This window comes from Stenotrophomonas sp. Iso1 (genome assembly GCF_027497995.1).
GTDB lineage: Bacteria > Pseudomonadota > Gammaproteobacteria > Xanthomonadales > Xanthomonadaceae > Stenotrophomonas.
This window is the reverse complement of the sequence record NZ_JAODBT010000004.1, coordinates 293,617-314,326: the sequence shown is the minus strand read 5'-3', so window position 1 is coordinate 314,326 and position 20,710 is coordinate 293,617. Positions and strand designations below refer to the sequence as shown.

Here is a 20,710-nt window from a genome sequence, read left to right as displayed (position 1 = left end):
CAGATGTGAAAGGCAGCTGAGGATTCGACCAACGGACGAGCCGCAGCCGGATGAAGTTTGCAGCGGCAGGCCCCATGATGTGTAGCACTGGTTTCATCTGGCACCGACCTGCCTGGAGTTCTGCAATGTCCGAAGCGCTGCTTGCGTTCCTCACTGGTGGCATCGCCGGCCTGGGCTGGTGGGGCATGCTGGTGGTGCTGTTGGTGTTCACCCAGCTCACCATCTTCGCAGTGACCTTGTACCTGCACCGAAGCCAGGCGCATCGCGGTGTGGATTTCCATCCGCTGATCTCGCATTTCTTCCGCTTCTGGGTGTGGCTGACCACCTCCATGATCACCCGCGAATGGGTGGCCATCCACCGCAAGCACCACGCCAAGGTGGAGACCGAGGAAGACCCGCACAGCCCGGTCACCAAGGGCATCCGCCAGGTGTTCTGGCGCGGCGTGGAGTTGTATCGCGAAGCGCGCGCGCAGCGTGCCGATATCGAACAGTACGGGCGCGGCGCGCCGGAGGACTGGGTCGAGCGTCACGTGTACACCCCACATGCCAACCTTGGCCCGGTGCTGCTGTTCGCGGTCAACACCGTGTTGTTCGGTTTGCCGGGCATCGCCTTGTGGGCGATCCAGATGGCGTGGATTCCGTTCTGGGCGGCGGGGGTGGTCAACGGCCTGGGTCATTGGTGGGGCTACCGCAATTTTGAATCGGCCGACACCTCGACCAACCTGACACCGTGGGCGTTCTGGATCGGCGGTGAAGAGCTGCACAACAATCACCATGCCTTCCCGAGTTCGGCGCGGTTCTCGATGCGGCGCTGGGAGTTTGATATCGGCTGGCAGGCCATCCGCCTGCTGCAGGTGCTGCGTCTGGCCAAGGTGCTGCGCGTGGCGCCGACCATGGACATTCGCCCCAACATTGCCGTGCCCGATGCCGACACGCTGAGGGCATTGTTGTCGCACCGTTTCCAGGCCATGACCGATTACCAGCGCAACGTGTTCACACCGGCGCTGAAAGAAGAAGCTGCTGCTGCCGGTGCCAAGCTGCGCAAGTTGTTGCCGCGCCGCATGCGCAAGGGCCTGGTCAACGATGGGCGCTGGCTCAAGCCAGCCTGCCGCGAACAGCTGAACCAATGGGTGCAGCAGCGCCCCCGCATCCAGCAGCTGGTGGAACACCGCGCGCGGCTGTCGGCGTTGCTGGAAGCCCGTAGCCACGACGCTGCTGATCGCCTGCGCCAGCTGCAGCAGTGGTGCCAGGAAGCAGAGGCCAGCGGCAGTGCTGCGCTGCAGGCCTATGCGGCACGCCTGAAGGGCTACTCGCTCAGCGCGACATGAGGCCGGCATTGCTCGGCGCCTGCCTGCTGGCAGCGTTGTCGTCGCCGGTGGTGGCGCAGGTGCAGGACACCGGCCAATACCTGCAGCGCATGGATGCCGATGGCGATGGCCGGGTGAGCCCGGACGAATACCTGCAGTGGATGCTGTATGCATTCGACCGCATGGATCGCAACGGCAACCGCGTGCTTGAGCCGGACGAACAACCCGGCGGACGCGGCAAGCCGATTACCCGTGACGAACAGCGGCAGGTGATTCTGGCCCGCTTCGCACGGCAGGATGCCGATGGCGATGGTTACCTGAGTGCACGCGAGTTGATGGCGCCACCACGTTGATGCAACGGCGGCATGCGATCAGAATGCCGCCCTTGAAGGAATACAGGGGATCAAGGATGAAGCCATTGTTCGCGCCGCTTCTGGCCATGACGTTGTTTGCCATGCCGGTCATGGCGCTGGCGTTTTCACTGGGCAACAAGCCTTATGTGCAACCAGTGGAAGGGGAGCCGGCCGCCGAGGTGAGCATCGATCCCGACGTTGGCATCGTGGGCGCGCTGAACTTCAATGAGGACGGTTGTTACATCGGCCGTACCGGCGCCGAAACGCTGCGGGTGCATGCACAGCGCAAGGTCCATATGGATGCGAAAATCCGGATCGCCCGCGAAACGTGCACAGTGACCTTCGTGTTCACGCCACAGGACGGCCACCAGTACCGCGTGTATCCGGGTCTGGAGCCATCGCGGGGAGGGCAATGCTCGATGGCGTTGATGGGCAAGGGTCCCGATGGCGCCAACGAGGCGGTGGATGTGCAGCCTTTCGAAATGCGCGTGCGGGGCTTTGGCTGCCTGCGCGCAAGCGAGTAAGGCCCGCCCGGAATCAGGTTGGGGTGACGTAATCATCAGGATCGAACGATGCCAGAACTGCCCGAAGTAGAAACTACCCGTCGCGGCCTGGAGCCGCATTTACAGGGCAGACGCATCCATGGCGTGATCCTGCGTCGGCCCGACCTGCGTTGGCCGATTCCAGCGGAGATCGAACAGCAATTACCGGGGCAGCGCATCGAGGCGATCCGCCGCCGTGCCAAGTACCTGCTGCTGGATACCGATGTCGGCAGCGCGCTGCTGCACCTGGGCATGTCCGGCAGCCTGCGCGTGTTGCCGGGAGACACGCCGGTGCGCGCGCATGACCATGTAGATATCAGCCTGGAAGATGGGCGCTTGCTGCGCTTCAACGATCCCCGCCGCTTCGGCAGCCTGTTGTGGCAGCCGGCCGGCGAAACCCATGAATTGCTGCGCGAGCTCGGCCCCGAGCCACTGGACGACGTCTTCGACGGCGACTACCTGTTCCAGCGCAGCCGCGGCCGCAGCGCGGCGGTGAAAACCTTCCTGATGGACCAACGCATCGTGGTTGGCGTGGGCAACATCTACGCGGCGGAAAGCCTGTTCATGGCCGGCATCAACCCCTTGCGCGAGGCCGGCAAGGTGTCGCGTGCGCGCTACCAGCGGCTGGGTGACGCGGTGAAGGACATTCTGGGCCACGCCATCACCCGAGGTGGCACCACGCTGCGGGATTTCATCAGCCCCGACGGCGCGCCCGGTTATTTCGAGCAGGAGTTGTTGGTGTATGGGCGCGAGGGCGAAAACTGCAAGCAGTGCGGCCGCCTGCTGCGCTACGCGAGCATTGGCCAGCGTGCGACCGTGTGGTGTGGCTACTGCCAGCGGTGAGGCTACGGGATGGGTGAAGGGTGAAGCAGAGCAACCGCCCCCGGGACTCCCCTTCGCCAAGAAAAAGGCGGGCGTGAACTGCCAGCACGTGCGCGACTTATCCGCTTGCGATGACGCGGCCTCCACCTCTGCTCTTACGCGCAGGCAGCGGAGGATTGAGCAGGGGAGTTTGCCGTTGCTTCCGCTTCCACCTGCTCCCGCCCCTCTTCAATGAACTCCAGCCCACAAGCGCCAGGTACCGCCAGCACGGGCGGCCATCACGAATCCTGAAGCGGATGTTCAGTCCGCACCGGCCGGACGCTGCCGATTAACGCAACTGCGCCTAACATGCCCGCTGTCCCCATCAGCCTGCCCTCCATGCAACGACGCGACTTTCTGCGCAATGCCTCCGCTGCCCTGGCCGCCTTCGGCCTGCCGTCCTTCGCTGCCTGCGCAGCTGCACCCGCGCAGATGGGATTGCGCCGCATCGGCCAACCACAGCCATTCGACTTTGCGGCCCTGAAGGGCCAGGCGCGCGCGCTGGCGCAGGCGCCGTACAAGAGCCACAAGCGGGTGCTGCCGGCCGAACTGGAAGCGCTGGACTGGGACCAGTACCAGTCCATCCGTTACCGCCAGGACCACGCCCTGTGGGCCGACCAGCCGGGCCGGTTCCAGGCCAAGTTCTTTCACCTGGGGCTGTATTTCCACTCGCCCGTGCGCATGTTCGACGTGGCCGACGGCAAGGCGCAGGAGCTGGCGTATGACGGCGCCGCGTTCGATTACGGCAAGAGCGGCATCCACGGCAAACGCCTGCCCGCTGACCTGGGCTTTGCAGGTTTCCGCCTGAACACCCGCGCCGACACCGACCGCGACTTTGCCGCCTTCCTCGGTGCCAGCTATTTCCGTGCGGTGGGCAAGGAAGGCCAGTACGGCCAGTCCGCGCGTGGTCTGGCGATCGACACGGGCATGGGCAAGCCGGAGGAATTCCCGGATTTCATCGCCTATTACCTGGAACAGCCGGCCGACGATTCGGACACCCTCATCGTGTACGGCCTGCTTGATTCGCCCAGCGTGGCCGGCGCCTACCGTTTCGCCATCACCAATGGCGACGTGCTGCTGATGGATATCGACAGCGCCTTGTACCCGCGCCAGCAGATCGAACGCCTGGGCATCGCGCCGTGCACCAGCATGTACCAGGTGGGTGAGAACGACCGCCGCATGGATTGGGATTGGCGCCCGGAGATCCACGACACCGATGGCCTGTCGGTGTGGACCGGCGCCGGTGAATGGATCTGGCGCCCGCTGTGCAATCCGGCGAACCTGCGCTTCAACATGTTCGTGGACAACAACCCACGCGGCTTCGGCCTGCTTCAGCGTGATCGCAACTTCGACCATTACCAGGACGACGGCGTGTTCTACGAGAAGCGCCCGTGCCTGTGGGTGGAGCCCAAGGGCCAGTGGGGCGAAGGCTCGGTGCAGCTGGTTGAGATACCCACCGTTGATGAAACCTTCGACAACATCGTCGCCTTCTGGAATCCCAAGGCGAAGCCGCAACCGGGCGAAGAGCTGCTGGTCGGTTACCGCCTGTACTGGGGCGCCGAACCGCCGGCACGGCCGCCGTTGGCGCATTGCGTGGCCAGCCGGACAGGCCTGGGCGGCGTGATCGGCAAGAAGCGCGAGTATTTCTCGTGGCGCTTTGCCGTGGATTTTGAAGGCGGGGAACTGGCCAGCCTGATCGACAAGGGCGAGGTGGAAGTCGTGGTGGAAACCAGCCGCGGCAAGTTGGAAACCATTTCCGCGCGACCCTTGCGTGAGATCAAGGGCTACCGCGCCATGTTCGACCTGGTGCCGCCGGAAGGCAGTTCCGACCAGATCGACGTGCGCCTGTACCTGCGCAGTGGCGGCAAGACGCTGACCGAGACGTGGTTGTATCAATACACCCCACCAGCGGCGAACGCGCCGGAAAGAACTTTGTATTGAGGTTGTTGAAACAGTGCATAGAGCCCCAACTCAAGCGTCCAGCCAGTTCCATTTCGCTTGATTCATGCACTGATTTGGCCGAAAGCCATAGGCTGAATCCGCGTCTGTTTGTTTCAACGCTGGAATTTTCTGTCGAGCATAGCCAGTAGGAATACCGGCTATGCTGGAAAATCCGACCTGAATCAGGGTTTGTCTGTGGCAGCGGGAATGGCCATTGCGGGTGTGCCCACTTCCACCGTACCACGCCGGATCTTCATCCAGGTTTCGTCCTGCCATTCATGATAAAGCTTCGGATCCCAGTACTTTTTGTCGTAAAAGCGATCGGCTTTGATCGTCTTGGGCATCCCGCCGTCCATATAAACGACATCCATGTTGCTGGACATTGAGCCAACGCGGCTGCCTGTCATGGCGCGCAATCCCTTTGTCAGGACCTGGGCGATCCGGGGTTTGGCGACGGCGTCTCCATATTCTGCGGCCAGCAGACGGGCCTGCGCGCGCGCTGCCTCGTGTTGTTCCAAGGGCAATGCCGCCCAGTACTGGTCGCGGAGCTCGACAAAGAGTGGATAACCGCGTTCGGCGGCAACATTCATCCACGCATACGCCATCACCTTATCGGCAGGGCGTTCCACTCCGAACCAATACATTTCTCCCAAGTAACCTTGTGATGGCTTGTCGGCGTAGCGTGCGGATAGGCGGAAATTCTCCATTGCACTGTCCACCTCGCCCCGGTGCAATGCATTGACCCCCCACTGCCGATACATCATGTCCGGATGGTTATCCAGAAAGCCGGCATTGAGCAACGTACTGTCGCCTTCCGGCGGCGTTTCGGCGGCCTGGGTAGGCAGGCTCAAGGTCAACAACAGCAGGGGAGCTAAAAGCAGACGCATGGAAGGGTTTCTTCATCCTTGGGAGCAGGCAGCCTAGATGCCTATGGACGCGATGTAAATTGCCGAGCCTTACAGCGGCAACGGCGCCTGCATCGGATCAATACGGCCTTCGCCGCGGGTGATTTTCTTGAACTCAGCGCGGCTCACCGACACATAGCGCTCGTTGCCGCCAATCTCCACCTGCGGGCCGTCCTGCACGGCGAAGCCGTTCTCGTCCACGCGTACGGTCATCGTTGCCTTCTTGCCGCTGTGGCAGATGGTTTTGATTTCCTGCATCTCGTCGGCCCAGGCCAACAGGTACTGGCTGCCTTCAAACAGCTCGCCACGGAAGTCGGTACGCAAGCCGTAGCACAGCACCGGGATGCGCAATTCATCGACCACTTCGGACAGCTGCCATACCTGCGACCGGGTCAGGAACTGGGCCTCGTCCACCAGAATGCAGCCGAGCTTGCCGTGTGCGGCAATGTCCTGCTGGATCAACTTCTGCAGGTCGGTGTCGCGCTCGAATGCAGTGGCTTCAGCCTGCAGGCCGATCCGCGAGGCCACCACGCCGGCGCCGGCGCGGTGGTCCAGGCGCGGGGTCAACAACGCCACCCGCATGCCGCGCTCACGGTAGTTGTGCGCGGACTGGAGCAGGGTGGTGGTCTTACCGGCGTTCATCGCCGAATAGTAGAAATAGAGCTTGGCCATTGGATCAGGAGCAAAAGAGGGGAAATGAGGAATGAGAGCCGGAAGCAGGCGTCCTCAGGTAATGACAGAATACCCCGGAGCCGGCGGTTCGCCTTTGCCTGCTCTCGCCCCTGATCCCTGTTCACTCGCTCCTAGATGCTCGATTCCCTCAATCCCCCCCAACGCGCTGCGGCCGTACACGCTGATGGCCCCTTGCTGGTGCTGGCCGGTGCCGGCAGCGGTAAGACGCGCGTGATCGTGGAAAAAATCGCCCATCTGATCAGCATCGGCCGCTATCCGGCACGCCGCATCGCCGCCATCACCTTCACCAATAAATCGGCCAAGGAAATGCGCGAGCGTGTGTCCAAGCGGCTCAGAGGCGAGGATGCCGCCGAGGTCACCATCTGCACCTTCCATGCGTTGGGGCTGAAGTTCCTGCAGATCCAATATGAACAGGTGGGTTTGAAGCGCAGCTTCTCCATCTTCGATGCCGACGATGCCGGCGCGCAGATCAAGGATCTACTGGGCGGTACCAACGCCAAGCCCGACGACATCGAAGATGTGAAGAGCCTGATCTCGCGGGCAAAGAATGCGGGCATGTCACCGGAGCAGGCCATGGCCGCCGCGCGCAGCAGCCGCGAGAAGAACGCGGCCATGGTCTACGAGCTGTACCAGGCGCGGTTGACCTCGTTCAACGCGGTGGATTTTGATGACTTGATCCGCCTGCCGGTGCAGGTGCTGGAAGAGAACCCGGACATCGCGCTGGCCTGGCGCGAGCGCATCGGCTACCTGCTGGTGGACGAATGCCAGGACACCAACGACGCTCAATATCGGCTGCTCAAGCAGCTGGCCGGGCCGCGTGGCAATTTCACCTGCGTGGGTGACGACGATCAGTCCATCTATGCCTGGCGCGGTGCCAATCCGGAGAACCTGCAGCAGATGGCGCGCGACTACCCGGCGCTGCAGATCATCAAGCTGGAGCAGAACTACCGCTGTTCCAACCGCGTGTTGCGTGCTGCCAACGCACTGATCGCACATAACCCGCATGAACATCTGAAGACGCTGTGGTCCGACCAGGCCGACGGCGAACGCATCCGTGTGTGGGAGTGCCGCAACAGCGAACATGAGGCAGAGAAAGTCGCCTCGGAGATTCACTTCCTGGCGACCAGCCGGAAGATTCCGTGGAGTGAGTTCTGCATCCTGTTCCGTGGCAATTTCCAATCACGCCCTCTGGAAAAGGCGATGCAGCTGGTTGGCGTGCCGTACCACCTCAATGGCGGCACGGTGTTCCTGGAACGGCAGGAAGTGAAGGACACGCTGTCGTGGCTGCGCCTGCTGGTGAACCCGGACGACGACACCGCCTTCATGCGCGCAGTGCAGTCGCCCAAGCGTGATGTCGGTGCCAGCACCCTGGCCAAGCTGGCCGAGCTGGCGTCGGACAAAGACATACCGATGGCGCATGCCGCCGAAGCGATGGGTGCATTGGCGCAGTTGCCGCCGCGCGCAGCCAACAGCCTGAGCAAGTTCACCGACATCCTGCGCGCGCTGCGCATGGACATGCGCGATATGACCTCAGGCGATCTGGTGCGCCGTGTCGCCAAGGATTCAGGCCTGCTTGCAGAAATGCGCAACCAGGCCAAGGACACCACCAGCTACGAGCGTCGCGCCAACAACATTGAAGAACTGGCGTCGTGGTTCGAAAGCGGCCCGCGCGGCGCCAGCGCCGCCGACATGGCCGCGCAGCTGGCGTTGATATCACGCAACGACAAGGACGATGGCGGCAACCAGGTGCGGATGATGACGCTGCACGCGTCCAAGGGCCTGGAGTTTCCCTATGTGTTCATCGTGGGCTGCGAAGACGGCGTATTGCCGCACCAGGTCAGCCTGGACGAAGGCACGCTGCAGGAAGAACGGCGGTTGCTGTATGTGGGCATCACCCGCGCCAAGATCCAGCTGTGGATGAGTTTCAGCCGGCTGACGCGCAAATATGGCGAACACATTCGACTCAAGCCGAGCCGATTCTTCGACGAGATTCCGGCCAGCGAAATCCAGCGCGACGGTGCGGATCCAGTGGCGGATGCAGCGCACAAGCAGGAGCGGGCCAAGGCAGGATTGGCGGCCATCCAGGCGTTGTTTGACTGAGTAGTTCGCGCTGCGATTTTTCCTCTTGCCCCCTGCTTTGGTGACCGGCGCCATCCTGCAATCGCAGGAGTGATTAGGTGACATGCGCCGATTGAAGGCCCAGCCATTCGCGGGAATGGGGAGCTGATGGCAGGCCAGCGATGCTGGGAGTCCATCCCCGCCTACGGTGCAACGTCCAGCACTTGCATCGGATCGCCGAGCACACGACGCTTGCCTCCTTTGATCCCTCGGAGTGCCGGATGTTGACGTTGATTGAAACCGAACGACTGCAGCTGCGTCTTTTGCGCGACGACGATGGGGATGCCACCGGGATGCTGGCGCTGCTCAACGAACCGGGCTTCCATCAATACATTGCCGACCGCGGTGTGCGCACGCTCGAACAGGCGCGCGATTACATCCGCAAGGGCCCGTTTGTCAGCTACGCGGCCAATGGCTTTGGCATGTATGTGATCGAGCGACGCGAAGACGGCGCATGGATGGGCAACGCAGGCCTGGTGCGCCGCAACGGATTGGTACACGTGGATATCGGCTATGCGCTGCTGAGCGATTTCATCGGCCAGGGCTATGCGCTGGAAGCAGCACGCGGTGTGGTCAAGCATGCGCGCGAGGTGCTGGGAATCGAAACACTGTGCGCGATTGTGTCCCAGGGCAATGTGCGTTCGGTGGGCCTGCTGGAAAAGCTGGGATTCGTGGCGGACGGGGTGACGCGTTTGCCGGGTGAGAATGAGGACGTGTTGTTGTTTCTGTTGCCTGCGTTGGCGGGCGAAGAATGAATCACAACGCCCTGACGCAGGGTTCTTGCGCAGCGATGACGTGGCGGGATTGCCCGGGTGAATGGCAACGCCATTGGTCCTTCTACGAAGGGCTGTTCGTTCGCCGTAGCCCCTCCCCGTTTGCGGGAGAGGGGCTCAAGCAAACGTTCTGAGCTAAGCGGAAGTCACGGCATTACCGGCGGGACATACGCCAGCGTCGCGCCCAAGGCCCATAGCAATATCAACACCAACGGAATGTGTACCAGCAGCTGCACGAAAGTGAAGCCGATCAGGTCACGTGCCTTCAGGCCCAGCACGCCCAGCAGCGGCAGCATGTAGAACGGGTTGATCAGATTGGGCAGCGCCTCGGCGGCGTTGTAGATCTGTACCGACCAGCCCAGGTGGTATTGCAGGTCATTGGCCACCTGCATCACATACGGGGCTTCGATGATCCACTTGCCACCACCGGAGGGAATGAAGAAGCCCAGCACCGCCGAGTAGCTGCCCATCAGCAGCGCGTAGGTGTCGTGGCTGGCGATCTGGGTGAAGGCGGTGGAGATGATGTGCGCGACGCTGTGGCCATCGCTGCCGTTGACCGTGGTCATGATGGCCGCGATGGAGCCGTACAGCGGGAACTGGATCAGCACGCCGGTGGTGGACGGCACCGCGCGCGCCACCGCATCCAGGAAGTTGCGCGGGCGCCAGTGCAGCAGCGCGCCGAGCATCAGGAACAGCAGGTTGTAGGTGTTCAAACCAGAGATGGCCTGGATGGCCGGCTTGGTCGAGAACTCATGCACCAGCCAGCCGGCGGCCAACACCACCAACAACAGAATCAACAGCGGGCTGTGTTCCAGCCATTCGCCGGGACGCGTGGGCTTGGCTTTGGGTGGTGCAATGTCGAGCGTCACATCCACGCCGCAGTCGGCAGCGCCACGTGCGGAGCTGGCATTGGGCGCGGTGACGTACGAGATCAGCAACGACACCAGCACCAGCGCAGCCAGCAGCACGCCGGATTGCCACAGGAAGATGGTTTCGGTGAACGGGATGACGCCGGTGATCGACAGGATCGACGGCGGTAGGCTGGCCGGATTGGCCTGCAGCTGCGCGGCCGACGACGACAGGCCCAGCGCCCACACCGCGCCCAGGCCGAGGTAACCGGCGGCACCGGCGGCGCGGTAGTCCATCTTCAATTCGGTACGGCGGGCGAGGGCGCGCACCAGCAGGCCCGCGAACACCAGGCTCAGGCCCCAATTCAGCAGCGAAGCCAGCATCGAGACGATGGCTACCAGGGCGACCGCCGTGCGGCCGTTGCGGGGCACCCGCGCGAGCCGGTCGATCAGGCGTGAGGCTGGGCCGGACGAGGCCACCACGTAGCCGCCGATGACCACGAAGGCCATCTGCATGGTGAAGGGAATCAGGCTCCAGAAGCCGTCACCGAAGGCCTTGGCGGTGTCGGTGGGTGCCGCGCCGATCGACAATGCAGCGAGGCTTACGGCGGCAAGGGCGAGGGCGGCGAACACCCAGGAATCGGGGAACCAACGTTCAGCGAACTGCGCGCAGCGGATGGCGAAACGCGCTGACGCGGTGTCTTGGGTGGAAGTGTGCATGGTGACTACCGAGAGGAAACTACCGCCCGACGGTAACGCGGTGACGGTGGCTGGCGGAACTGGACCTTCGGATAGTGCGGGGTTTGTGGGGGGCTGAATTGGGCTCGGAAGGCACTTTTTTCCAGCACTCCCCATAAAACACCGCTCCCTTTCGCCTCAGGCGACGGGAGCGGTGGCTAGACCGTTGGCGATGACGCTGCTGGTCTCAGTGCTTCAACCGCGCTGGCGTTACTCCGTAGCGTCGTAGGAGAACTGAATGCCCGCCGTGCCGCCGGTGGTGATGAACAGCTCCATGAATTGCTTCGCGGTGTCGGCGCGGTTCCAGTCGCGCTGCAGTTCGCAGAAAAGCTGCGGCACGCTGATCAGCTTTGCGCCGGCCTGTTCGATGCGGCGCAGCGCGGCATCGTGGGCGGCCAATGACGTGCCGCCAACGGCATCCACCGGCACGTACACCTCGTAACCTTCGCGCAACGCATCCAGCGCGGGGAAGGTGAGGCAGGCTTCGGTCCACAGCGCGGTCATGATCAGCTTCTTGCGGCCGGTGGCTTCCACGGCCTTGCGGAATTCCACGTCTTCCCACGAGTTGATGGTGGTGCGGTCGTAGGTGGGTTCGTCCTTCAACACCTTGCGCAGCTGCGGGATCGGCGGCTTGTTCAAGCCGGTCTTTACGTTGACGGTGGAGTGCACGATCGGCAGCCCGTAGACCTTTGCGGCCTTGGCAACGCCGACGATGTGGTTGACCAGCAGCTGGCGGTCCATCGAGGCGATGGAGTTCACCTGCACGGGCTGGTAGTCGATGACGATCAGCGCTGCGTTTTCCGGGGTCAGCAGGTCGTCTTTGATGGGATCGCGTCTGGTTTCACTGGTCATAGTGTGGCTCCTCGGGTGGGGTGTGTTTCAGCGGTGGGCAACCGTGCGGGTTGCCCGGTCAAGCCGCGCCGGCCTGCGGCAATGGCAGGGCGGTGCTCCTGTACTCAGCTGCGTTGTGAGTCGAGCGGTTCGTGGTTCTGCACGACTTCCTGTGCCTTGGTGTAGCTCTCGATCAGCAACTGGTAGTTCGGGAAAATCTGCGTGTAGGCCTGCGCCCACTCGGCTGCGTCTTCGCGGTTCCAGGTCTTCTGCAGTTCCGAGGCCACGGCAGCGACGTCGATCACCACCACACCGGCCTGCATCATCCGCGCCAGCGTCACTTCCTGCGCCTGTTTGGAATAGGTGCCGGAGGCATCAATCACCGCGAACACCTGATAGCCATCAGCCACCGCAGCGATCGATGGGAATGCCATGCACACGCTGGTGATGGTGCCGGCGATGATCAGCTGCTTCTTGCCCGTGTCCTTCACGGCCTGCACGAAATCAGGGTTGTCCCAGGCGTTGATCTCACCCTTGCGCGGCACGTATTTGGCGTGGGGTGCGTTCTGGTGGATTTCCGGAATCAGCGGGCCATTCGGACCCTGCGGCACAGAGGCGGTGGTAATGACCGGAATCTTCGCCAGCGTGGCGATTTTCGCGAGTGTCGAGGCGAGCCGGCGCAGCGTGGTGAACGGCATGTCATGCACGGTCTGGAACAGGCCGCTCTGGTGGTCGATCAGCAGCATGGCGACGTTGTCCGGATCGATTACCGGCTTTGCACCATTGAAATTTGCGGCGTACGGGAAGGCATTCATCGGCGTGATCTCTTGAGAACTGAGCAGCAACATCGCGCTGCGGGAGTTATGCGGACGCGACAGCGGAATGACCGGGCGATAACGCCCGGTCGCGGGGAATCAGGCGGTGATCTGGCCGAAGCGTCCGGAGTTGAAGTCCTCCATCGCCTGACGGATTTCGTCCTGCGTGTTCATCACGAACGGGCCATAGCCGGCGATGGGCTCATCAATCGGCTCGCCCGCCAGGACCAGCACGGTGGCGTCGGTGTTGGCTTCCAGTTCCACCTCGCCGGCAGTGCGGTCAAACAGCACCATCTGGCCTTCTCGCGCCACCTGGCTGCCGTTGAACAACACCGTGCCGTGCAGCACCACCATCGCCACGGTGTTGCCTTCGGCGAAGTCCAGCGTGGTGTGGTGATCGCGCTGCAGGCGCAGGTCCCAGACATCCATCGGTGTGTGGGTGCGGGCCGGGCCACGCTGGCCACCGAACTCACCGGCAATCACGCGGACCTTGCCGGCGCCATCAGGCAGTTGGACGACCGGGATGTCGGCGTTGCTGATGTTCTGGTAACCCGGTGCGGACATCTTGTCCTTGGCCGGCAGGTTCACCCACAGCTGCACCATCTCCAGCTTGCCACCGCGCTGGGTGAAGGCTTCGGAGTGGAATTCCTCATGCAGGATGCCGGAGGCGGCGGTCATCCACTGCACGTCGCCCGGGCCGATCTCGCCGCCAGCGCCGGTGGAATCGCGGTGGGCCACTTCGCCCTCATAGACGATGGTCACTGTCTCGAAGCCACGGTGCGGATGCTGGCCGACGCCACGCGGGGTGTCGGTCGGGGTGAACTCGGCGGGGCCGGCATGGTCCAGCAGCAGGAATGGGCTCAGCTGACGGCCGTGCGTGTTGTAGGAGAACAGCGAACGGACCGGAAAGCCGTCGCCGACCCAATGCGGGCGGGGTGCGCTATAGAGGCCACTGATCTTCTTCATGTTTCTGCTCCGTTGGCGGCGCGGCTGCGCCTTTCGTTGGAGCAAAGATAGGTTTGGAACACTGCGCCCGGTAGACGGCAAAAAGTGGTCTCATAGTCCTATCTGGTGAACGATGGGGTGACCTCGATGCAGGACCTGAACGACCTGTACTACTTCGCCAAGGTGGTCGAGCACGGCGGTTTCGCCCCGGCCGGGCGCGCGCTGGGCGAGCCCAAATCCAAGTTGAGCCGGCGCATCGCGCTGCTGGAGGAGCGTTTGGGCGTGCGCCTGATCCAGCGTTCCACCCGGCACTTTTCGGTAACCGACGTGGGCCAGACCTTCTATGCCCACTGCCGCGCGATGCTGGTGGAAGCCGAAGCGGCTGCCGAGTCCATCGAGATGACCCGCTCCGCGCCGCGCGGCGTGGTGCGGCTGAGCTGCCCGACGATGCTGCTGGATTTCCGCGTGGCGACGATGGTGGCCGACTTCATGGCGCGCTGCCCCGAAGTGCAGGTGCACCTGGAAGCCACCAACCGCCGCATCGATGTGATCGCCGAAGGCTTCGACCTCGCCATCCGCGTGCGCCCGCCGCCGCTGGAAGACAGCGAGCTGGTGCTGAAGGTGTTGGCCGAACGCACGCAGTGCCTGGTGGCCGCACCCGCTTTGTTGGAACGCTGCGGCATGGCGCATGGCCCCGCCGACCTGCACATGCTGCCCAGCCTGGCGCTGGGCGTGCCGCAGGGTGAGCACGTGTGGCGGCTGGTGGGCCCGAATGGCGCCACCGCCGAAGTACCTCACCATCCGCGTCTGATCACGCGCGGCATGATGGTGCTGCACGAGGCCGCACTGGCCGGCGTGGGCGTGGCGCAGTTGCCGACGATGATCGTGCGCGAAGCACTGGACGATGGCCGCTTGAAACACGTGGCACCGGAATGGGCGCCGCCGAAGGAAATCATCCACGCCGTGTTCCCGTCGCGCCGCGGCCTGCTGCCATCGGTGCGACTGTTCATCGATCACCTGGCCACAAGCTTTGCTGCGTTGGACGAATCGTAGGCGCGGCGCGGGGCATTGCATGTGCCCCGCGTCGTGATGGAAATGGGCCGGCCGGTGATCGGCGGCGAAGGCCCACAGCTCACGGTCTTTGCGATCCGTGCGCTCAGTAGTGCAGGCAGATCTTGCCGAAGTGTTTGCCGGCCTGCTGCCGGGAAAAGGCGTCCGCAATCTGTGCCAGCGGGTAACGGCTGTCGATCACCGGGCGCCAGCTGAAGGTATCCAGTGCCCGCACCAGATCCTGCTGCTGCTCACGGCTGCCCACTACCAGGCCCTTGAGGGTCTGGTGCTTGATCATCATTTCCGTGGTGGGCACATCGCCCGAAAAACCGGTGAGCACGCCGATCAACGCAATATGGCCGCCGGCCGCGCAGGCGCGAATGGACTGCGGCAGTGTGCCGGCCCCGCCCACTTCGACCACGATGTCGGCCCCGCGTCCGCCGGTGGCGGCCAGCACCGCGTCGCCCCATTCCGGCTGCTCTTTGTAATTGATGACGGTATCGGCTCCCAGCGCCAACAGACGCTGCTGCTTCGCGTCGCTGGAGGTGGTGGCAATCACGCGTGCGCCCATGGACTTGGCCAACTGCAAGGCAAAGATGGACACCCCGCCGGTGCCCAGCACCAGAACGGTATCGCCTGCGCGGATGCCGGCATCCACCACCAAGGCCCGCCAAGCGGTAAGGCCCGCCGTGGTCAGCGTGGAAGCCTCTTCATGGCTGTAGCCCTTGGGGGCGTGGGTAAAGGCGTTGGCCGACACGGTGACGTATTCGCGGGCAAAGCCGTCCACGCCGTCCCCGGGCACGCTGCCAAAGCCGACGGGCAACGCACGACCTGCTTGCCATCCGGGGAAGAAGCAGGCCACCACGGCATCGCCCACGGCGAATTCGGTCACCGCCTCACCCACGGCGGTGACGATGCCGGCACCGTCCGCCATCGGGATGCGTTTGTCAGCGGTTGGGGAGGCGCCGGTTACCACCAGCAGGTCGTGGTAGTTGAGCGAACTGGCGTGGATGCGCACCTGGATCTCGCCTGCTGCCGGAGCGCTGGGGGCTTGCAGTTCGACCAGGTGCAGGTGGTCCAGGCCGCCGGGTTGTTGGAGTTGAATGGCTTGCATACGGATCCTTTAGGCGAGGGGGGCGCAGCCGGTTGCCATCGTGCCGCCGACCGCCGCGATCATCCTGCATGTAAAGTATCCAAATGGCGATAACGCACATTTTTGAACTGTAGTATCAAAAATGTAAGTAAAGAACGGAGCCGACCTCTTCGCGTCTGGGATGGCTCATTCAACCGATTTCTGGGCAGGTACGCATGCGACGACTGAACAATAAAAGCGGTTGTGCCGTTGAGACCACGCTGTCGGTCATGGGAGGCACATGGAAGCCGATCGTGCTGTTCCATCTTTTGGGTGGAAAGAAGCGCTTCATGGAACTGAGTCGGGCCATTCCTTCGGTTACCCAGCGCATGCTGACGCTGCAACTGCGCGAATTGGAGCAGGCAGGCATCGTCCACCGCACCGTCCATCCCGAAGTACCACCGCGTGTGGACTATGCGTTGACCGCGTTGGGTCAAACACTGCAGCCGGTGCTGTTGGCAATGCGCGAGTGGGGGATTGGCTACGCACAGGCCTTGCAGGACCAACCACTGCCCCAGGCCACATGTGTCGCGATGGATGACGAGGATAGGCTGACGGAAGAGGTCGGCTGATCACGACATCGGTCGACAGCCATGCCTAACGGCCCGTGTCAGGCCACGCAGCGGCGGCGCATCATGGCCCTCTCTGACAAAAACGAGGTTGGTGATGCATGTACTCCGTCCTGCAGTGCTGGGTTTTGCACTGATGACTGCCATGGGCATGGCGAACGCGGCACCGGATGTGCCGAAGGTGGACGCACGCGGCGTCACGATCAGCGAAGCGGCGTATCCGGGCACCCTTGTTCTGGACGTGGATGCCACCGACCTGGGGCAACGGGTGTTCAAGGTGCGGCAGACGGTACCGGTGCGCGGCGGACTGCAGCGCTTCCATTACCCGGCCTGGTTGCCGGGCAGCCATTCGCCGACCGGCCAGATCGAGAAACTGGCCGGCCTGGTCATCACCGCCAACGGCCAACGTCTGCAGTGGATGCGCGACCCGCTCGACGTTTACACCTTCAACGTGCAGGTGCCCGAGGGCGTGACCGAGCTGCGCATGGAGTACCAGTTCCTCAGTCCCACCGACTCGGCGCAGGGCCGCACGGTGATGACACCGAACATGCTCAACCTGCAGTGGAACGCGATGGTGTTGTACCCGGCCGGGCATGCAGCGCATGCCATCACCTACCAGGCCAGTGCGCGTTACCCGCAAGGCTGGGAAGCGGCCAGCGCGTTGACCGTGGCGCGCCGCGACGGCGACACCGTGCACTACGCGCCAACCAACCTGGAAATCCTGGTGGATTCCCCGGTATTCGCTGGGCGCTATCACCGCACCATTGATCTCGCCGCGGCGGGTACCCGCCCCGTGCGCTTGAACGTATTCGCTGACCGCGCCAAGGATCTGGAAGCCAAACCCGAGCATATCGAGCAGCACCGCGCGCTGGTCACGCAGGCACGCAAGCTGTTTGGCGCCGAGCACTACGACCATTACGACTTCCTGTTCGCGGTGACCAACCAGCTCGGTGGCATCGGCCTGGAGCACCAGCGTTCCAGCGAAAACAGCGAAGACCGCGATTACTTCAGCGGCTGGGATGCCAAGGTCGGCAGCAGCGACCTGCTCGGCCATGAGTACACACATTCCTGGGACGGCAAGTACCGTCGCCCGGCCGATCTGGCCACGCTCAACTACAACGTGCCGATGCAGGGCAGCCTGCTGTGGGTGTACGAAGGGCAGACCCAGTATTGGGGCAACGTGCTGACCGCACGCTCCGGCATCCGTCCGCTGGATGCTTCACGCGATGCACTGGCGCTGGTGGCAGCGACCTACGCTGACAACCGCCCGGGGCTGGAATGGCGTTCGCTTGGCGACACCACCAACGACCCGGTCATCGCCCGTCGCAAGCCCAAGCCCTACCGCGGCTACCAGATGAGCGAGGACTACTACCAGGGTGGCCAGATGCTGTGGCTGGAGGCGGATGTGCGCATCCGCAAACTCAGCGGCGGCAAACGCAGCCTGGATGATTTCGCCAAGGCCTTCTTCGGCCAGCACGATGGCCAGTGGGAACGCCCGGACACCTACACCTTCGAGGATGTCGCCGCGACGTTGGAGCAGGTACAGCCCAGCGGTGATTGGGCGCAGTTTCTGGGTGATCGCGTTGAGCGCAGGCAAGGCCTGACCGGCGGTATCGAAGCCGCTGGCTGGAAGCTGGTCTACAAGGACAAGCCCAGCGCTTACTACAAGGCGATGATGAAAGGCCGTGGCGCCAACTTCATCTACTCGCTGGGCATGGCGCTGGACAGCGCCGGGCGCGTGAGCGAAGTGCGCTGGGACAGTGCTGCGTTCAACGCCGGCATTGGCAGTGGCATGCAGGTGCTGGCAGTCAACGACCTGCAGTACAGCGCGGACGAACTGGAAGAAGCGGTGCGCGCGGCCAAAGATGGCCAGCAGTCGATTCGCCTGCTGGTGAAAGAGATGGACGTGTACCGCACGCTCAGCATCGATTACCACGGCGGCCTGCGTTACCCGGTACTGGAGCGCATCGAAGGCACTACCGATTACCTGACGCCGATTCTCAGCGCGAAGAAGTAAGCAGGAAACCTGTAGGAGCGGCGACCACCGCTCCTACAGAAACCTCGTCCCTGGCATTCACCGCAACACAGGCGGGGTTGGAATTCACGCTTGGCCGTTGGCGCATTATTCCGTTGCCTCGCGCAATGCGGCGGTGCTGGATACAGAGAGCGCTGCGCACTCTCTCCTCGCTTGCAGGGAAGAGCGGTAGGGGGTGTTTTTGATCGTTCGGAAACCCACGGCACCCTTTCCCAACCCTCCCTTTGGCGTTCGGCCAAAGGGAGGGCGGTGCTTCACGACATCACTCAGTTCTTGATCTGCACATCGTCAATGTAGACGTTGAGGTCATACGCGGTATTGGCGTGATACAGCCAGATTGCGTCGAGCTTGACGCTGGTGGCGGTGATGCTGCCGTTGCCGTTCACCCACGCGTTCCACTGCGCAGTGCCAGCCAGCGACCACGACACGTAGGTCCAGGTGTTGGCGGCGATGGCCTTGCTGGTGGAGCGCTCAGTGCCGTCGCTGTCATCGATGCCAACCCCCACGCTGGTGCCGCTGCCGCCACTCCATACCCAGAAGCCAAGCACGCCATTGCTGCGGTTCAATGCCGTGTTGCTGGCCGGTGTGCCGCCACCGGACAGCAGGCGCACATTCCAATCAACGCTGCTGGCGGTGTTGTCCTTCAGCAGCACGCGCAGTGAGCAGCTGCCGTTCTTCTGTGTGGTGCAGTCGCGCGTGGCGGTGGAGGCAGTGCTGATGCCGGTGGTGCTGCCGGAGTAGGCCGGGCTGGTGTCGAAATTGCCGACACTGCTTTCAAAGCGATCCAGGTAGGTGACTGTGCCGGTGCCACCCCCCGTGCCCGGATTGAGCAGGGCGTAGTACTTGGACCAGTTCCAGTTGATGCCCGGGTCGGTGTGGGTCTGCCCGCTGTAGTGTTGGTGGCCTTTGATCTTGACGCTGGTGGGCAGCACATTGATGCCGCTGCTGGCAGCCCCGCTATAGGCACTGGCGCAGCTGATGGCGCTGTACTTGGCGCAGAAGTGGCGTACCAACGCTGCGGACGCCTCATACATCGCGTTGGTGTACCACGAGCTGTTGTCGACAAAACCCTCGTGTTCGATGCCCAGCGTGTAGCCATTCTGGCTACCGACATGCCAAGCGGTATGCGCGTCGCGCACCATCTGCGTGACCTGGCCGTCGGAGGAGCGGATGACATAGTGCGCACTCACCTGTGCGCTGGCGTTCTTGAACCAGGAAATGGTGCCGGCATAGCTGCCCTGCGTGGTGTGGATGGTCACCGCACTGATCGCTGCCGAGCGCGAGGTGGAGTAGTTGGAGCTGGACGCCGCACTCCAGATCGCCGGGCCGTAGTCGGTACTCTGGATCGTGGCATCCAGCAGTGGACTGACCTGGGTGCCCGCACGTGTCTGCAGGGTTTCGCTGAGCGGATCAATGCGAAAGGTGTCGGTTTCAACACGGTCATTGGCCACATCCAGCCGCACCATCGGTGCGCGCAGCATGACCAGGCGCGGTGCATCGAACGCTTCTTCCCAGGCGATGGCGCGCTCGGGTACCACGATGCCGCGATCGTTCACGCCACGGTCCTGCGTGAGCAGCACGTCGTAGGCAAAGCTGGTGCGTGCGTAGTCGTCGATGCCACCGGCTTTCAACGTGGCGTTTGCCGCCACGGGTGCAAAGCCTGCGTAGCGCATCAATGCCGGACGAATGGCCTCCGCTGATGGCGCCTTGCCGCGCCGGGCGTTGGGAAAGTCCTGGCGGATCTGTGCATCCAGCAAGGCGGCCGCAGCAAGGATGTTGGTGGCTGGTTGCCTGCGCACGGTATCGGCGCTCACGCCGAGTAGACGGGCGCCTTCTTCCACCTGGTTGGTAAAACCACCACCGGCGTACAAGCCCATTACGCCCCAGCTGGGTGGCATGCGCAGATGCTCGGCATCCTGTGTGGCAGCCGGTTGCAGGTTTGACCAGCGGCTCTGCACATGGGCGATGGCTTCCAGCGTGCCGGCCGGGATGGCGGGATATTGCCGATACGCCTGTTGGAAGTAGCGCAGGTACAACGCGCGTTGCGGAGCCAGGCGTGCTTCTTCAGTATTCAACTGCGCATCCAGGGCCGTGACCTGGTTGATGCGGGATTGTGCAAAAGCTGGTGCGGTCACGAGACCGGTGATGACGGCAGACAGCAGCACTGCGGCATGGCGATGCATCATCGAGTGAACCCCTAGGCTGTGAATCCCCTGTGGCTGCCGTTCTACTGGAGTGGCTGAGCCCGGAAGTG

The 20,710-nt window shown here is 63.2% G+C and carries 18 protein-coding genes; 10 read left to right on the top strand and 8 right to left on the bottom strand.

Going from position 1 to position 20,710, the window contains the following annotated elements:
• Positions 1-125 precede the first annotated feature (125 nt).
• The 5 genes from PAN08_RS16565 to PAN08_RS16545 all read left to right on the top strand — a co-directional run bounded on the left by PAN08_RS16565 (position 126) and on the right by PAN08_RS16545 (position 5,004).
• The gene (locus PAN08_RS16565) at positions 126-1,328 is read left to right on the top strand and encodes a fatty acid desaturase (RefSeq protein WP_269792616.1); all 1,203 of its coding nucleotides are present in this window, start codon (positions 126-128) and stop codon (positions 1,326-1,328) included.
• Positions 1,325-1,660: a hypothetical protein gene (locus tag PAN08_RS16560; protein ID WP_269792615.1), complete on the top strand. Its 336-nt coding sequence runs from the start codon at positions 1,325-1,327 to the stop codon at positions 1,658-1,660. Before PAN08_RS16565 ends, PAN08_RS16560 begins: the two co-directional genes overlap by 4 nt.
• 56 nt (positions 1,661-1,716) lie before the next feature.
• The gene (locus tag PAN08_RS16555; RefSeq protein WP_269792614.1) at positions 1,717-2,184 is read left to right on the top strand and encodes a hypothetical protein; all 468 of its coding nucleotides are present in this window, start codon (positions 1,717-1,719) and stop codon (positions 2,182-2,184) included.
• A gap of 48 nt (positions 2,185-2,232) precedes the next feature.
• On the top strand, positions 2,233-3,045 hold the full coding sequence (gene mutM, locus PAN08_RS16550; RefSeq protein ID WP_269792613.1) for a bifunctional DNA-formamidopyrimidine glycosylase/DNA-(apurinic or apyrimidinic site) lyase: 813 nt from the start codon (positions 2,233-2,235) through the stop codon (positions 3,043-3,045).
• A gap of 357 nt (positions 3,046-3,402) precedes the next feature.
• Complete coding sequence (locus tag PAN08_RS16545) at positions 3,403-5,004, top strand: glucan biosynthesis protein D (RefSeq protein ID WP_269792659.1); 1,602 nt, start codon at positions 3,403-3,405, stop codon at positions 5,002-5,004.
• Between the two features lie 182 nt (positions 5,005-5,186).
• Here PAN08_RS16545 and PAN08_RS16540 read toward each other — a convergent pair whose 3' ends face one another.
• Both PAN08_RS16540 and PAN08_RS16535 read right to left on the bottom strand, forming a co-directional pair.
• Positions 5,187-5,891: a sel1 repeat family protein gene (locus PAN08_RS16540; RefSeq protein ID WP_269792612.1), complete on the bottom strand. Its 705-nt coding sequence runs from the start codon at positions 5,889-5,891 to the stop codon at positions 5,187-5,189.
• Between the two features lie 69 nt (positions 5,892-5,960).
• Positions 5,961-6,581, bottom strand: coding sequence for a thymidine kinase (locus PAN08_RS16535; protein ID WP_269792611.1), 621 nt, complete (start codon positions 6,579-6,581; stop codon positions 5,961-5,963).
• A 135-nt stretch (positions 6,582-6,716) separates the two neighbouring features.
• Here PAN08_RS16535 and PAN08_RS16530 point away from each other — a divergent pair, with 135 nt between their 5' ends.
• Together PAN08_RS16530 and PAN08_RS16525 are read left to right on the top strand one after the other, a co-directional pair.
• Complete coding sequence (locus PAN08_RS16530; protein WP_269792610.1) at positions 6,717-8,702, top strand: UvrD-helicase domain-containing protein; 1,986 nt, start codon at positions 6,717-6,719, stop codon at positions 8,700-8,702.
• Between the two features lie 242 nt (positions 8,703-8,944).
• On the top strand, positions 8,945-9,475 hold the full coding sequence (locus PAN08_RS16525) for a GNAT family N-acetyltransferase (protein ID WP_269792658.1): 531 nt from the start codon (positions 8,945-8,947) through the stop codon (positions 9,473-9,475).
• Positions 9,476-9,639: 164 nt separating this feature from the next.
• Here PAN08_RS16525 and PAN08_RS16520 read toward each other — a convergent pair whose 3' ends face one another.
• From PAN08_RS16520 to PAN08_RS16505, 4 genes are all read right to left on the bottom strand, one after another.
• Positions 9,640-11,061: a TIGR00366 family protein gene (locus PAN08_RS16520; RefSeq protein ID WP_269792609.1), complete on the bottom strand. Its 1,422-nt coding sequence runs from the start codon at positions 11,059-11,061 to the stop codon at positions 9,640-9,642.
• A 228-nt stretch (positions 11,062-11,289) separates the two neighbouring features.
• On the bottom strand, positions 11,290-11,931 hold the full coding sequence (locus PAN08_RS16515; RefSeq protein WP_269792608.1) for a hydrolase: 642 nt from the start codon (positions 11,929-11,931) through the stop codon (positions 11,290-11,292).
• Positions 11,932-12,035: 104 nt separating this feature from the next.
• A complete protein-coding gene (locus PAN08_RS16510) occupies positions 12,036-12,725 on the bottom strand; it encodes an isochorismatase family protein (RefSeq protein ID WP_269792607.1) in 690 nt (229 codons plus the stop codon).
• Positions 12,726-12,824: 99 nt separating this feature from the next.
• On the bottom strand, positions 12,825-13,691 hold the full coding sequence (locus PAN08_RS16505) for a pirin family protein (RefSeq protein ID WP_269792606.1): 867 nt from the start codon (positions 13,689-13,691) through the stop codon (positions 12,825-12,827).
• Positions 13,692-13,817: 126 nt separating this feature from the next.
• On the opposite strand from PAN08_RS16505, the gene PAN08_RS16500 reads away from it, so the two are divergent.
• Positions 13,818-14,723 carry a LysR family transcriptional regulator gene (locus PAN08_RS16500; protein WP_269792605.1) on the top strand — a complete coding sequence of 302 codons (906 nt, stop codon included), beginning with the start codon at positions 13,818-13,820 and terminating at the stop codon, positions 14,721-14,723.
• 103 nt (positions 14,724-14,826) lie between these two features.
• On the opposite strand, the gene PAN08_RS16495 is transcribed toward PAN08_RS16500, so the two are convergent.
• Positions 14,827-15,834, bottom strand: coding sequence for an NAD(P)-dependent alcohol dehydrogenase (locus PAN08_RS16495; protein WP_269792604.1), 1,008 nt, complete (start codon positions 15,832-15,834; stop codon positions 14,827-14,829).
• A gap of 194 nt (positions 15,835-16,028) precedes the next feature.
• Between PAN08_RS16495 and PAN08_RS16490 the strand changes: the two genes are divergently transcribed.
• Both PAN08_RS16490 and PAN08_RS16485 read left to right on the top strand, forming a co-directional pair.
• Positions 16,029-16,424 (top strand): helix-turn-helix domain-containing protein, encoded by a 396-nt coding sequence (locus PAN08_RS16490; RefSeq protein WP_269792603.1) that lies wholly within the window; start codon positions 16,029-16,031, stop codon positions 16,422-16,424.
• A 94-nt stretch (positions 16,425-16,518) separates the two neighbouring features.
• Positions 16,519-18,438 (top strand): peptidase M61, encoded by a 1,920-nt coding sequence (locus PAN08_RS16485; protein WP_269792602.1) that lies wholly within the window; start codon positions 16,519-16,521, stop codon positions 18,436-18,438.
• A 284-nt stretch (positions 18,439-18,722) separates the two neighbouring features.
• Here PAN08_RS16485 and PAN08_RS16480 read toward each other — a convergent pair whose 3' ends face one another.
• Complete coding sequence (locus PAN08_RS16480; protein WP_269792601.1) at positions 18,723-20,642, bottom strand: peptidoglycan recognition family protein; 1,920 nt, start codon at positions 20,640-20,642, stop codon at positions 18,723-18,725.
• Positions 20,643-20,710: the final 68 nt, after the last annotated feature.